The organism is uncultured Microbacterium sp. (assembly GCF_947632095.1).
Taxonomy (GTDB): Bacteria; Actinomycetota; Actinomycetes; order Actinomycetales; family Microbacteriaceae; genus Microbacterium.
Window position 1 is genome coordinate 1 of the sequence record NZ_CANROA010000048.1, and the last position, 13,795, is coordinate 13,795.

A 13,795-nucleotide genomic window follows, 5' to 3' on the forward strand; every position below is an offset into this window, starting at 1 on the left:
ATCCAGCCGCCGCCCACCCGGTTCATCACCAGCGCGAAGCCTTCCAGCCCCGGCGTGCGGATCTCGGTCATCCACTGGTTCCAGGCCGTATCGACAGCCGAGGGCAGATCGGGGCCGGCCGCGGTCAGCCAGGCGCCGAGAACAACGGCGACAAGGATCGCCGCAAGCCCACCGATGAGGAGCGCAGGTCGAGACATCCGTCCATTCTCACCCGCACCGCATCCAGATTCCTAGGGATTGAGCATCTCGACCGTGCGCGGGCGCACGATGATCCACAGCGCGAGGATGCCGATCACCGCGCAGCCGACCATGACCGAGGCCATCGTCGACGCCGTGATGCCCGCCCCCGCCGAGATGAGACCCACAACCGGGGAGATGATCGCGGCGACGCCGTTGTTCGTCGCGCCGAGAACGGATGCCGCGGTGCCGGCAGCCTTGCCGTGCCGGTCGAGCGCGAGCACCTGCACGCAGGGGAACGAGAACCCGCAGGCCGTCATGAACACGAACAGCGGGATGACCGTGCCCCAGAACCCGAGCCCTGCGAGATCATCGACGATGATCGCGGCACCGCTGACGAGCAGCACGGCCGTCGAGAACGCGAGCACCCACTGCGGGCCGAACCGCGAGGCGAGGCGCGACGCGGTCTGCACGCCCACGACCACACCCACGGAGTTGATGGCGAACAGCCAGCCGTACTGCTGGGCGTTCAGACCATGCGTCACCTGGAACAGGAACGGCGATGCCGACAGGTAGGAGAAGAGCCCGGAGAACGTCATGCCCCCGATGATCAGAACGCCGATGAACACCCGATCGCTGAAGACGCTGCGGTAGCGCTGCCAGATCGTCGAACTGCCGCGCTCCTGGCGGCGCTCCTTCGGCAGAGTCTCCGGAACGAAGAACAGGCTCGCGAGGAGCATGATCGCACCGTAGGCGGCGAGGACGACGAAGATCCCGCGCCACGGCATGACCCCCAGCAGCCACGAGCCGATGAGCGGTGCGACCACCGGCGCGACGCCCGAGACGAGCGCGAGCCGGGAGAGCATCACGACCAGGCGGCGCCCGCCGAACAGGTCGCGGACGATCGCCATCGCCACCACACCACCGGCCGCCGCGCCCACGCCCATGAGCACGCGCGCACCGCCGAGGAGCAGCAGATCCGGCGCCACGGCGGCCGCGATGCTCGCCAGCACGTGCAGAGCGGTCACGACGATGAGCGGCACCCGCCGACCGACCTTGTCCGACAGCGGTCCGACCACGAGCTGACCGAGCGCGAAGCCGATCATCGTGCCCGTCAGAGTGAGCTGGATCGCCGCCGACGTCGTCTGGAAGTCCGCTTCCAGCACGGGGAAAGCCGGCAGATACAGGTCGATCGTGAACGGGCCGAGCGCCGTGAGCGCGCCCAGCAGCACGATGTACAGCGTGCGCCGCCGATTCGAGATCGCATCGCCGGGATGCAGCATGATCGGCGCCGTCGCCGGATTCGCCCCGAGGGTGCGGATCGCACCGGTCGGGGTCGAGGTCCGGATCGTCCCGGTCACGGCGCGGATGCCGCCGGTCTCCGGTGCCGAGGAGTCGGATGTGGGCGCAGCAGAAGAAGATGAATCGTTCAAGATCCATCCAGGCTAGCCCGCGGATGTTTCGGCGGTGTTGCCGATCAGCCCGCGATGCGCGCCAGAGCCTGCTCGAGGTCGGCGATGAGATCCGCGATGTCCTCGATGCCCACCGAGAGACGGATGACGTTCTCCGGAACGGCCAGCTCAGTTCCCTTCACCGAGGCGTGCGTCATCTCGGAGGGGTAGCCGATCAGCGACTCGACGCCGCCGAGCGACTCCGCGAGCTGGAACAGCTCCGTCGACTCGACGAACCGTCGCGCAGCATCCGCTCCACCGACGAGCGCCAGCGAGAGCATTCCGCCGAAACCGCTCATCTGCTTCGCGGCGATCTCATGACCGGGGTGCGAGGGCAGCCCCGGGTAGAACACGGTCTCGAACTCGGGGCGGCCCTCGGCCCACTCGGCGATGGCCTGAGCGTTGGCACTGTGCTGACGCATCCGCACCGCGAGAGTCTTGATGCCGCGTGTCGTCAGCCAACCGTCCAACGCCGCCGAGACGGCGCCGACCGCGAACTGCTGGAACTTCACCTGCTCGTAGAACCGGTCGTCCCCGAAGATCACGGCGCCGCCGAGAACATCCGAGTGCCCGCCGAGGTACTTCGTCGTGGAGTGCACGACGAGATCAGCGCCGAAGGCGAGCGGGTTCTGCAGCGCGGGAGAAGCGAACGTGTTGTCGACGACGAGGATCGCACCGCCCGCATGCGCGAGCTCGGCGGTCTTCGCGATGTCGACGACCTTCAGCAGCGGGTTGCTCGGGGTCTCGAGCCAGACGATCTTCGTCTCGGGCCGGATCGCCGCGCGAACAGCATCCGCGTCACCGAGCTCGACCGTCGTCATCTCGATGCCCCAGGGCGCGAAGACCTTCGCCAGCAGACGGTACGTGCCGCCGTAGACGTCGTTGCCGAGCAGCACGTGATCACCCGGACGCAGGATCGCGCGCAGAAGCGCGTCCTCTGCCGCGAGGCCCGAAGAGAACGACAGCGCAGCAGTGCCACCCTCGAGGGCGGCGAGCTGCGTCTCCAGAGCACTGCGCGTGGGGTTGCCCGCACGGTTGTACTCGTAGCCCTGCCGCAGCTCTCCCACCGAGTCCTGCACATGCGTGGAGGCCTGATAGATCGGCGGGATGATCGCTCCGGTCAGCGGGTCGGGGTCTTGACCGGCGTGGATGGCGCGAGTGGCGAAGGCGTGATCGGACATGCCCCCAGCCTACGTCGCGATGGCACCGCGCGCCCCTGCGTTACGCTCCGTATCAGCGCGCGAGGTAGGTCATGAGGTCGTGACGGGTCAGCACCGTATGCGGACGGCCATCGACGGTCACGAGCAGGGCATCGGCTTCGGCGAGCGCCGCCCGCGCCTTGTCGACCGAGTCATGGATGCCGATGAGCGGCAGCCCGGGAGCGATGTGCTCCCCCACAGCATCCGTCGGCTTCGCAGCTCCGCGGAAGAGCAGGTCGAGAAGCCCGCGCTCATCCACGGCGCCGACGACCTCCCCCATCATGACCGGCGGTTCGGCACTGAGCACGACCAGCTGCGAGACGCCGAACTCCGACATCATACTGATCGCATCGCGCACCGTGTCGCCGGGGTGGGCGTGCACGAGAGCCGGCAGGGCGCCGTCGCGAGCCGCGAGCACCGCGGCGACCGCATCGCCGTCCTCGACGTCGATGAACCCGTAGGAGCGCATCCAGAGGTCGTTGAAGATCTTGGCCAGGTAGCCGCGTCCGCCATCGGGAAGCAGCACCACCATGACGGCATCGGCCGGGAGATCCTTCGCGATGCGCAGTGCACCGGCGACGGCCATGCCGCTGGATCCGCCGACGAGGATCCCCTCTTCGCGCGCGAGGCGGCGCGTCATGGCGAAGGACTCGGCATCGTCGACCGCGACGATCTCGTGCGGGACGGCCGGGTCGTAGGTCTCCGGCCAGATGTCCTCGCCGACGCCCTCGACGAGGTAGGGACGGCCTGTGCCGCCCGAGTAGACGCTGCCCTCGGGGTCGACGCCGATGATGCGCACCTGATCGTCGGAGATATCGCGCAGATAGCGGCCGGTCCCGGTGATCGTGCCGCCGGTTCCGACACCGGCGACGAAGTGCGTCACCTGTCCGTCGGTGTCGCGCCAGATCTCGGGGCCGGTGGTCTCGTAATGGCTGCGCGGACCGTTCTGATTCGCGAACTGGTCGGGTTTGAAGGCGCCGGGAATCTCCCTCGCCAACCGGTCGCTGACCCCGTAGTAGGACTCGGGGCTGTCCGCAGCGACCGAGGTGGGAGTCATCACGATCTCCGCGCCATAGGCACGGAGCACGTCGATCTTGTCCTCGCCGACCTTGTCGGGGATCACGAAGACGCACTTGTACCCGCGCTGCTGCGCCACCAGCGCGAGCCCGACACCGGTGTTCCCGCTCGTCGGCTCGACGATCGTACCGCCGGGCTTCAGCTCCCCCGATGCCTCGGCGGCGTCGATGATCCGGCTCGCGATGCGATCCTTCGCCGATCCGCCCGGGTTCATGTACTCGAGCTTGACGAGCACGGTGCAGGCGATGCCCTCGGTCACGTGCTGCAGCTTCACGAGGGGGGTGTCGCCGACGAGGTCGACGATGTGCTCGGCGTACTTCATGTCTCTCAGCGTACGGTGGTCGGCGCCCGCGCGGGCCTCGTATTACCCCTTCGTGGATCCTGCCAGCAGCCCCCGCACGAAGTAGCGCTGCAGCGCGAAGAAGACGATGAGCGGCACGATGATCGACACGAACGCACCGGCTGTGAGCAGATGCCAGTCATTGCCGCGGGTGCCGGTGATCTCGGCGAGCAGCTTCGTGATGGGCGCCGCCCCGCCGTCGGCGAACACCAGCGCCACCAGCAGGTCGTTCCAGACCCACAGGAACTGGAAGATCGCGACCGACGCGATCGCCGGCATCGTCAGCGGCAGCACGATGCGGAAGAAGATCTGCCCGCGGGATGCTCCATCCACCCGGGCCGCTTCGATGATCTCTCCGGGAATCTCGGACATGAAGTTGTGCAGCAGGTAGATCGCCAGCGGCAGAGCGAACATGGAGTGCGCGAACCACACCTGCGCGTACCCGTCGGAGGCGCCCAGCGGCAGCGTGACCTGCACGCCGAAGATGCTCAGTCCGCGGGAGAAGGTGCTCAGCAAGGGCACGAGGGCCATCTGGATCGGCACGATCTGCAGCGCGAAGATGAAGATGAACAGGAAGTTGCGGCCCTTGAAGTCGATCCAGGCGAACGCATAAGCGGCCATGGAGGCGATCATCAGCGGCACGATGGTCGCGGGGATCGTGATGGCGATCGAGTTCACGAACGATTCGAGCATCGTCAGCTGCGTGGTGCCGGCCGACAGCACATCCACATAGTTCTCGCCGGTCACCTGCGGGTTCAGGAAGAACTCCCACCATCCGCTGGTGAGGATCTGCTCGCGCGGACGGAACGATGAGATGAACAGGCCCAGCGTCGGGATGGTCCACAGCACCGCGATGATGATGGATGCCGCTGACGCCCAGGGTCGGGAGAGCCTCTTGCGCGTCCGCGCCGCCGAGGAGCTGAGCTTTCCGCCGGTCGTGATGGAACGCGTGCTGTCAGTGGTGGTCGGGGTGCTCATCGGATCTCCCGCTGCTTCTGGATCTGGCGTGCGTTGTAGATGACGATCGGCAACACGAGGATGAACAGGATGACGGCGAGCGCCGCGCTGCGTCCCGCCTCGAACTTCGAGAACTGCGTGTACATCTCGTTCGCCAGCACGCTGGTCTCATAGTTTCCGGCCGTCATGGTGCGGACGATGTCGAAGACCTTCAACGAGGCGATCGAGATCGTCGTCAGCACGACGATCAGCGCGGGTCGGATGGCGGGAACTGTGACCGCGACGAAGCGCTGCCAGGCGTTGGCGCCGTCGAGCTCAGCGGCCTCGAGCAGTTCGATGGGCACTCCCTTGATGGATGCCGAGAGGATCACCATCGCGAAACCGGTCTGCACCCAGATCAGGACGAGGATCAGGAACAGGGTGTTCAACGGCGGATCGAGCAGGAACTGGTGCGGCTCGGCGCCGAACCAGACGAGGATCTGGTTGAGCAGACCGATCTGGTCGTACTGCGGCCCGCGGTATTCGTACATGAATCGCCAGATGATGCCGGCGCCGACGAAGGAGATTGCCATCGGCATGAACACGAGCACCTTGTAGATCTTCTCGCCGCGGGTGCGATCGATGAAGACCGCATAGGCGAGGCCGACGATCGTCGAGACGGTCGGAACGACCAGCACCCAGACGATCGTGTTGACCACGACGCGGATCCCGTCCGGCTGTCCGAAGATCCAGACGTAATTGGCGAGGCCCACGAAACTCTTGCCGGAGGAGTTCATGAAGGATGCCACGAAGGTCTGAATCGTCGGCAGGATGAGGCCGACCATCAGCAGCAGGAAGGCCGGGGCGAGGAAGGCGACCAGTTGCAGCAGATAGCCCTTGCCCTGCCTGGATCGGTAGTCGAGGAGGAAGAAGATCCCCCCGACGACCACCGCCGCGCCCATCGCCCAGTAGTAGGAGCGAAAGAACCACATGACGGCGAGGGGGACGAGCAGGCACATCGCGAGCCGCGCGACGGTGTACCAGGCGCCGGAGCGCGGCGCCACGTCGATGAGCAACAGGATCAGCGCCACCACCGCCCCGAAGGCGATGACAACGGCCACGGCCTGTAGCACAGGCGGCAAAGAGCCGATCCATCCGAAGAAATCGTTCGCGGTCACTGATCAGTCCCCTTTACGGCAGTGTGCGGGTCTCGACGGCCCGGGCGCCCATGCCCGGGCCGGTACGGGTGGGCCGCTCCGATGCGACCCACCCCTCAGCGGATCAGCTGTCCGGCCAGCCGGTCTCGATCTGCTCGAGGACCTCGTCGGTCGACGTGCCGTTGACCCAGGCGACCATGCCCTTCCAGAACGTGCCCGCGCCGACGGCGCCCGGCATCAGGTCACTCGCATCGAATCGGAACGTGGTTTCCGGGTCCTGCAGGATCTTGATCGTCTCCTGCAGGATCGGGTCCTGCGCGTTCGCCGGGTCGAGGCCGTTGTTGGCCGAGGTGACGCCTCCGAGGCTCACCCGGCTGTTCGCCCATTCCGGGCTCGACAGGTAGGCGAGAACCTTCTGCGTGGCCTCCGAATCGCTGAAGGCGCCCACAATCTCACCCGCACCGGTCACGGCACTGTCTCCGGCGCTCTCACCGGGCAGCATGAACGCCCAGATGTCGCCGTCCTCCGCGATCGTCGTGCCCTCGGGGAAGAAGCCCGAGAGGAAGGACGCCTGGTGCGTCAGCGCGCACTCGCCGCTGGCCAGTGCCGGGGCAACATCGCCGAACGCCGTCGAGTTGATCGAACGCACATCACCGAAGCCCGCGTTCACGTTAGCCGGGTCGAGCAGCACGGCTCCGACGGAGTCGAAGGCCGTCTTGATCTGCGTGTCCGTGAAGGCCACCTCGTTGGTCACCCACTGGTCATAGACCTCGGGTCCGGCCTGGCGCAGGACGTAGTCCTCGATCCAGTCCGTTCCCGGCCACCCGGTCGCGGTTCCCGACTCGAACCCGGCGCACCACGCCGGCGTTCCCGTAGCCGCCTGGATCGACTCGGTGAGCGCGGTCATCTCGTCGAGCGTCGCAGGCACCTCCACACCCCACTCGGTGAACTTCGCCGGCGAGTACCAGATCCACCCCTTCACGTTGGCCATGAGGGGCGCACCGTAGAACGTGCCGTCATACGTGCCGTAGTTCACCCAATCCTCGGTCCAGTACTCATTGGCGTTGGACTCAACCTCCTCCGGTGCGGGCTTGAGGAAGTCACGAGCAGCGAAGTCCGCGAACAGACCGGGCTGCGGGAAGATCGCGATGTCGGGCGGGTTTCCACCCTGCGCGCGTGTTCCGAGCTGCGTCTCGAAATCCTGGCTGCCCTCGTACTTGATCTCGATATCGTTCTCCTCGGCCCAGCCGGCCCAGGACTCCTGCAGCAGCTCCGCCTCGGAGTCGACGATCGTGCCGTAGATGGTGACGGTACTGCTGCCGCCCTCATCGCCGCCTCCGCCGTCGGACCCGCCGGGAGCCCCGCATCCGGCAAGCGCCATACCGGCTGCCCCCAGAAGGGCGACCGGTGCCAGGCGCCGATAACGCTGTGACAGTGCCATGTGACTTCTCCTCTTCGAGTTCACGTCCCCGGATTGCTCCGCCCCGCAGGACCGAACCGGTGGGGAACCGTTTCCAGGGACAACGTATCCCGCGCCCACCACCGAGCACAATGGTTCGAGGTCACAAGCTCACAACCTTCCTCGGCTCTAAGGTGGGAGCGCTCCCGCGATTGCACTGTGGAACCGGTTCCCGATTTCGTTTCGCAGACACTACGCTTGGCGTGGTGATCTGGCCCGAGAGCCAGCAGAGAGGACACGAAGAATGAGCACGATCGCAGATGTCGCCGCCCTCGCGGGAGTCTCCAAAGCGACAGCGAGTCGAGCCCTCAGCGGTCGCGGTTATGTCTCCGATGCCACGCGCGAGCGCGTGAGCGCCGCCGCCTCGGAACTGTCCTACATCGCGCATTCCTCGGCGACCAGCCTGGCGACCGGCCGCACGCGCACCGTCGGAGTCATCACACCGACTCTCGGACGTTGGTTCTTCACCGAACTGTTGACCGGCATCCACGACGCGCTCCTCGAGCACGGCTACGACATGGCGGTCTCCGGCGTCGCCGAAGGGTCGCCCGCCCGAGGCCGCCTCTTCGACACAGCCCTTCCCGGTCGGCGCTACGACGGCATCATCGCCGCGGGCCTCCAACCCCGCACGCACGAACTCGAACGGCTCCTGCCCCTGCCGTCGCCGCTCGTAAGCGTGGGTCCCTACGACGGAGGGACGAGCTCGGTCGGCATTGACGACACCGCGGCGGCGCGGCGTGCGACCGAGCACCTGATCGACCTCGGCCACAGCGAGATTGCCTTTATCGGCGTCGCTTCCCCCGCCCGGCAGACGGCGCTCGGCGATTCCCTGCGCATCGCGGGCTACCGGGCCTCAATGCGGGCGGCTGGCTTGTCCGAGCGCACGATCACCGCGGCAGCGTCAGGAGACATGCCCGCCGCCTATGCGGCCGCCGTCGACCTGCTCGGAGAGCGCCGCGGGCGCCCGACCGCGATCGTCGCGCTGTGCGACGAGATGGCGATCGGTGCGATCATCGCCGCGCATCGGCTGGGCATCGCCGTGCCCACAGAGCTCAGCGTCGTCGGAATCGACGACCACCACAACGCCGAGATGTTCTCCCTGACCACCATTCGGCAGCGCCCCCGCGAACAGGGCGCAGATGCCGCGCGGCTCCTCCTGGATCGCATCGAGAACCCGCTCGCAGCGGTCGAGCACATCCAGGCGCCGTCGACCCTCGTCGTGCGCAACTCCTCCGCTCCCCCGCGCTGAGAACACGAATGCCCCGGGCCTGAGCCCGGGGCATTCGAAAAGCGATGAGACGCGATTACTTGAGGGTAACCGAAGCGCCGGCGGCCTCCAGGGCCTCCTTCGCCTTCTCAGCGGTCTCCTTGTTAGCGCCCTCGAGGACGGCCTTCGGAGCACCGTCGACGACAGCCTTGGCCTCGCCGAGGCCCAGCGAGGTCAGCTCGCGGACAGCCTTGATGACCTGGATCTTCTTGTCGCCGGCAGCCTCGAGGATGACGTCGAACGAGTCCTTCTCCTCCTCGGCCTCAGCAGCGCCTGCACCAGCAGCGCCGGCAGCGGCGACGGGAGCAGCAGCGGTGACCTCGAACTTCTCCTCGAACGCCTTGACGAAGTCGTTCAGCTCGACGAGGGTGAGCTCTGCGAACTGCTCCAGCAGCTCCTCGGTGGTGAGCTTAGCCATGATGTATCTCCTAATAGATGGGGTTTGTGGGAAGAAGACGCGAGACGCTTACGCGGCCTCTGCGGTCTCCAGCTTTTCGCGAAGAGCATCGACGGTGGCCGCAGCCTTGGCCATCGTTGCCTTCATCATGCCCGCTGCCTTCGCAAGCAGAACCTCGCGGCTCTCGAGCGAGGCGTACTTGTTGACCTCTTCGGCGGTGAGGACATTGCCCTCGTACACGCCGCTCTTGATCACGAGAAGCGGGTTGGCCTTGGCGAAGTCACGAAGAGCCTTGGCAGTGGCGACGAAGTCACCGTGCACGAAAGCGACAGCCGACGGGCCCTTGAGGTCGTCGTCCAGCGCGGAGATCCCAGCCTTGTTGGCAGCGATCTTGGTCAGCGTGTTCTTCACCACGGCGTACTCAGCGTTCTGACGGATGGCGTTGCGCAGCTCCTTGAGCTGGGCAACCGTCAGACCGCGGTACTCGGTCAGCAGGACGGCGTTCGAGTTCTCGAAGTTCTTCGTGAGCTCGGCAACCGATGCATCCTTCTGCGCCATGGTCACTCCTTGATGGGTACGAGATGTCGCACGTGCGTGGGACATCGGCCTGGACCGCGGCTGAAAACAGAAAAGCTCCGGCGCAAGCGCACGGAGCTCGGAAGAAGTTCGTGTCACCTGCGCGGGCCCTGCTGTGCAGTGCTTCGATCGTTCGGCGCTTTCGCGCATAACGATGACCAGCGGTCTTCGGTTATCAACAACTTTACCCCACGTCCGACCGCACCCCAAATCGCGGCGCGGCCGCGGCGACGCACAACACGCTCGGGTACCCTCGAAGGGTGACACCGGAACTTCAGGCGCGAATCGTCGCGGACTCCCGCGACCGCGTCGCCTGGCTCCGAGCTCGAGCCCGCGGCATAACCGCCACCGATGTGGCAGGCCTCACGAGCGACATCTCCATCAAGCGCGCCGCCGACTCCAAGCTCGGCGCGGGCCCCCGCTTCGCCGGCAACGCCTACACCGAGCACGGACGTCGGCGCGAACCCGCGATCGCGGCATGGGTCTCCTCGACCCACGGCATCCACCCCTCCTCCGCACTCTTCCGCGCGGAGATCGAGCAGCGTCACCTCGCAACCCCCGATGGCGTGGTCCAGCAATCCGATGGGCGCATCCTGCTCGCCGAGATCAAGACCACGAATAAAAGCTGGCGCACGATCCCGCGCACCTACCTGCGACAGGTCTGGTGGCAGCAGCACGTGCTCGGCGCCGAGCGCACCCTCTTCGTATGGGAAGAGCACGACAACTTCCGCGTGATCCACGATGAGCCCAAGTCCGTGTGGATCGACCGCGACGATCGAGAGATCGCACAGCTGGTCGGCATGGCGACCCGCTTGATCGACGAGCTCTATCACCGCACGACGGGGCAACGCCCGCCGGAGCAGGCCCTCCCCGACGCGGCAGCCCGTCGCGAGGCACTCCGCGAGCGGGACGCGTTCCGCGCGCTCGCACTGATGGACTGACCACCCCGCGCACTTCCCGCTTTTCGGCGACCCCACCCGGAGTTGGTTGACGTTTGTCAACATTCGGCGTATCGTTGACTTTTATCAACTTTCGCGCGCCAGTGCCGTCGCGCCCACCGCATTCTCCGCAACACAGTGAAAGGTGCGCATGAGCGCTCACACTCCTTCGACAGCCACGACGACGACTCGAATGTCGCACCGACAGGTCCTTCAGGCCCTCTCCGGCCTCATGCTGGCCATGTTCTGCTCGATGGTGTCGACCACCGTCGTCGGCACGTCGCTGCCGATCATCGTCCCCGAACTCGGAGGATCCCAGGCCTCTTACACCTGGGTCGTCACGATGACCCTGCTGACGACCGCGATCTCCACCCCGATCTGGGGCAAGCTCGCCGACCTTATCAATCGCAAGAATCTCATGATCGCGGCCCTCGCGATCTTCGTCCTGGCCAGCGCGGGCGCAGGTCTGTCCCAGAACTCCGAGATGCTGATCGCCTTCCGAGCGTTCCAGGGCATCGGCGGCGGCGGCCTGGCCGCACTCAGCCAGGTGCTCATGGCCGACATCCTGTCCCCGCGCGAGCGAGGCAAGTACATGGGTCTGTTCGCCGCTGTCATGGCCGTCGCCACGGTGGGCGGTCCGCTGCTCGGCGGCGTGCTCACCGATACGGTCGGCTGGCGCTGGAACTTCTACGTCGGCGTCCCCCTCGGCGTCATCGCGATCATCGTGCTCATCCGCACTCTGAAGATCGAGCAGATCCGTGCCGCGAAGGTGCGCATCGATTACCTCGGAATCGTGCTCCTCTCGGTCGCCGCCGGATTCCTTCTCGTGTGGGTCTCCAATGTCTCCTCCTACGGGTGGATGAGCTGGGAGACCCTCTACATGGTGGGAATCGCCATCCTCGCGACTGTCGCCTTCATCGTCGTCGAGCTGAAGGTCGCCGAGCCGCTCATCCCGCTGACGCTGTTCCGCAACCGAACCTTCACGCTCGCAGTTCTCGCGTCGATCTCGATCGGCGTCGCCATGTTCGGCACATCGGTCTACCTCGCTCAGTACATGCAGATCTCGCGCGGATACGGCCCCACCGAAGCCGGTCTGCTGACGATCCCGATGGCCGCCGGCATGCTGATCTCATCCACGGTGATCGGGCAGCTGGTCACCCGATCGGGCAAGTGGAAGAGCTTCCTGGTCACCGGTGCGATCCTCATGGTCGCCGGCACCTCCCTCCTGTCGACCCTGCAGTACGACACCTCGCTGTGGCTCGTGGGCATCTACATGTTCCTGCTCGGAGCCGGCACCGGCATGACGATGCAGAACCTCGTCCTCATCGTGCAGAACACCTCGGCACCGCAGGAGATCGGCGTCGCCAGCGCCGGAGTCAACTTCTTCCGCACCGTGGGCGGAACAACCGGCGTTGCCGTCATGGGATCGGTGCTCGCAACCAGCATGGCGCAGCAGCTCACCGATCGCGCCGCCGAAGTCAGCGCCGCGATCGCAGCGCTCGGAGAGAAGGGCAAGGCCATCGCCGAACAGCTCGCCAGCGGCGCTCTGCCGACGACCCGCGATATGCCCGAGGGGATCCGCCTCATCATCGAAGACGCCTCCGCCCAGGCGATCTCGCATGCCTTCCTCATCGGCGTTCCGCTCGCCGTGCTCAGCCTGATCGCGATCGCCTTCCTGCCGAACATCCCCCTCATCAAGCAGAACAACGTCGAGCGTGTGCGCGAGCAGCTCCGAGCGAATGAACTCGCCGTTGCAACCGCCGAGACCGGCTCTGTGCAGGTCGTGCGCCCGGAGGATGACGAGCGATGACGAGCGTTTCGGCTCCCGGCAGCGCTGAAGCGTCTGCGCCGTCGTTGAGTGAGGAGTACGTCGCAGCGCTGACCGACCTCGAGTCGGAGTTCGGCGAGCTCATCACCCATTTCCGGCACACCGTCACGGAGAACGCCGAGCGCTTGAGCCCGGGCCTCCTGCCCACCGCGTACAAGACATTCACGACGATCGTTCGCTACGAGAGCACGACAGCGTCGGTTCTCGTCGATGCTCTGCAGATGGACAAGGGACAGCTGAGTCGGACTCTCCGTGAGCTCGAAGGACTAGGCCTCATCGCCCGCACCCCGGATCCGAGCGATCGTCGAGCCACGCTCCTCTCTCCGACGCCTGATGGCATCACCCGGCTGGCCGAGGCGAGACGCCCCCAGGAGGGGCGGATGCTGCGAGCCCTGAGCAACTGGGATCTCAGCGAGATCCAGACCCTCACAGCGCTTCTGCACCGTCTCACGACGGGGGCGCGCGAGGCCTGACGCACCCCAGAGAACGATGAAGGCGCGTCGCACCCCTGGGTGCGGCGCGCCTTCATCGTTCTCTGGTCTTCACGCCCCACAGGGCCTAGCGTCGAGAAGTGCTCACCGTCTTCGCTGGCCTCGCCGGCCTCGGACTCGGCCTCTCGCTGATCACCACGACGATGCTGCTCACCCAGCTCAACCCGCATGTCTATATCGACACCGTCGTCATGCTCGCCTCGATCGCCGCCACGCATGGTGATGAGCGCTGGCTCTTCGCCGGTGGCGCGGTCGCTGCGAGCTTGGTCTGGTTCGTCGCCCTCGGGTTCGGCGCCACCCGTCTCAGCGGAGTGCTGCGCACGGAGAAGGCCTGGCGCATCATCGACGCGCTGATCGCCCTTGTCATGTGCGCGATTGCTGTCAGCCTCGTCAGCCCTCTCCTGGTCGGCTGAGAGGCTGTGCTTACGAAGAAGAGCCATCCCGGAGACCGGGATGGCTCAGCACGCGAAAACACGCGTTAACGCAAGAAAGCCACCCAACA

General features: G+C 66.2%; 13 protein-coding genes and 1 pseudogene. 5 read left to right on the plus strand and 9 right to left on the minus strand.

Features of this window, described 5'->3' with window-relative positions:
• From Q0Z66_RS10455 to Q0Z66_RS10485, 7 genes and pseudogenes are all read right to left on the minus strand, one after another.
• Positions 1 to 197, minus strand: a pseudogene (locus tag Q0Z66_RS10455) (phosphatase PAP2 family protein); the annotation flags it as partial.
• A 33-nt stretch (positions 198 to 230) separates the two neighbouring features.
• Positions 231 to 1,460: a multidrug effflux MFS transporter gene (locus Q0Z66_RS10460; protein WP_298040874.1), complete on the minus strand. Its 1,230-nt coding sequence runs from the start codon at positions 1,458 to 1,460 to the stop codon at positions 231 to 233.
• 194 nt (positions 1,461 to 1,654) lie between these two features.
• Positions 1,655 to 2,809 carry a cystathionine gamma-synthase gene (locus Q0Z66_RS10465; protein ID WP_298040854.1) on the minus strand — a complete coding sequence of 385 codons (1,155 nt, stop codon included), beginning with the start codon at positions 2,807 to 2,809 and terminating at the stop codon, positions 1,655 to 1,657.
• Between the two features lie 52 nt (positions 2,810 to 2,861).
• A complete protein-coding gene (locus tag Q0Z66_RS10470) occupies positions 2,862 to 4,226 on the minus strand; it encodes a cystathionine beta-synthase (RefSeq protein ID WP_298040856.1) in 1,365 nt (454 codons plus the stop codon).
• 42 nt (positions 4,227 to 4,268) lie between these two features.
• Positions 4,269 to 5,222: a carbohydrate ABC transporter permease gene (locus Q0Z66_RS10475; RefSeq protein ID WP_298040857.1), complete on the minus strand. Its 954-nt coding sequence runs from the start codon at positions 5,220 to 5,222 to the stop codon at positions 4,269 to 4,271.
• Entirely contained in the window at positions 5,219 to 6,358 is a 1,140-nt protein-coding gene (locus Q0Z66_RS10480) for a carbohydrate ABC transporter permease (protein WP_298040859.1), read from the minus strand. Before Q0Z66_RS10480 ends, Q0Z66_RS10475 begins: the two co-directional genes overlap by 4 nt.
• 103 nt (positions 6,359 to 6,461) lie before the next feature.
• Complete coding sequence (locus Q0Z66_RS10485; protein ID WP_298040861.1) at positions 6,462 to 7,778, minus strand: extracellular solute-binding protein; 1,317 nt, start codon at positions 7,776 to 7,778, stop codon at positions 6,462 to 6,464.
• A 262-nt stretch (positions 7,779 to 8,040) separates the two neighbouring features.
• On the opposite strand from Q0Z66_RS10485, the gene Q0Z66_RS10490 reads away from it, so the two are divergent.
• Positions 8,041 to 9,045, plus strand: a complete 1,005-nt coding sequence (locus Q0Z66_RS10490; protein WP_298040863.1) for a LacI family DNA-binding transcriptional regulator — start codon at positions 8,041 to 8,043, stop codon at positions 9,043 to 9,045.
• A gap of 55 nt (positions 9,046 to 9,100) precedes the next feature.
• On the opposite strand, the gene rplL is transcribed toward Q0Z66_RS10490, so the two are convergent.
• Both rplL and rplJ read right to left on the minus strand, forming a co-directional pair.
• Positions 9,101 to 9,481, minus strand: a complete 381-nt coding sequence (gene rplL, locus Q0Z66_RS10495; protein WP_298040865.1) for a 50S ribosomal protein L7/L12 — start codon at positions 9,479 to 9,481, stop codon at positions 9,101 to 9,103.
• 48 nt (positions 9,482 to 9,529) lie between these two features.
• Positions 9,530 to 10,018, minus strand: a complete 489-nt coding sequence (gene rplJ / locus Q0Z66_RS10500) for a 50S ribosomal protein L10 (protein WP_298040867.1) — start codon at positions 10,016 to 10,018, stop codon at positions 9,530 to 9,532.
• A 278-nt stretch (positions 10,019 to 10,296) separates the two neighbouring features.
• Here rplJ and Q0Z66_RS10505 point away from each other — a divergent pair, with 278 nt between their 5' ends.
• The 4 genes from Q0Z66_RS10505 to Q0Z66_RS10520 all read left to right on the plus strand — a co-directional run bounded on the left by Q0Z66_RS10505 (position 10,297) and on the right by Q0Z66_RS10520 (position 13,706).
• Positions 10,297 to 10,977, plus strand: coding sequence for a YqaJ viral recombinase family protein (locus tag Q0Z66_RS10505; RefSeq protein ID WP_298040869.1), 681 nt, complete (start codon positions 10,297 to 10,299; stop codon positions 10,975 to 10,977).
• 190 nt (positions 10,978 to 11,167) lie between these two features.
• The gene (locus Q0Z66_RS10510) at positions 11,168 to 12,784 is read left to right on the plus strand and encodes an MDR family MFS transporter (protein WP_298040870.1); all 1,617 of its coding nucleotides are present in this window, start codon (positions 11,168 to 11,170) and stop codon (positions 12,782 to 12,784) included.
• Positions 12,781 to 13,275 (plus strand): MarR family transcriptional regulator, encoded by a 495-nt coding sequence (locus tag Q0Z66_RS10515; RefSeq protein ID WP_298040871.1) that lies wholly within the window; start codon positions 12,781 to 12,783, stop codon positions 13,273 to 13,275. The genes Q0Z66_RS10510 and Q0Z66_RS10515 overlap by 4 nt, the downstream gene beginning before the upstream one ends.
• 98 nt (positions 13,276 to 13,373) lie before the next feature.
• Positions 13,374 to 13,706: a LysE family transporter gene (locus tag Q0Z66_RS10520; protein WP_298040872.1), complete on the plus strand. Its 333-nt coding sequence runs from the start codon at positions 13,374 to 13,376 to the stop codon at positions 13,704 to 13,706.
• Positions 13,707 to 13,795 lie beyond the last annotated feature (89 nt).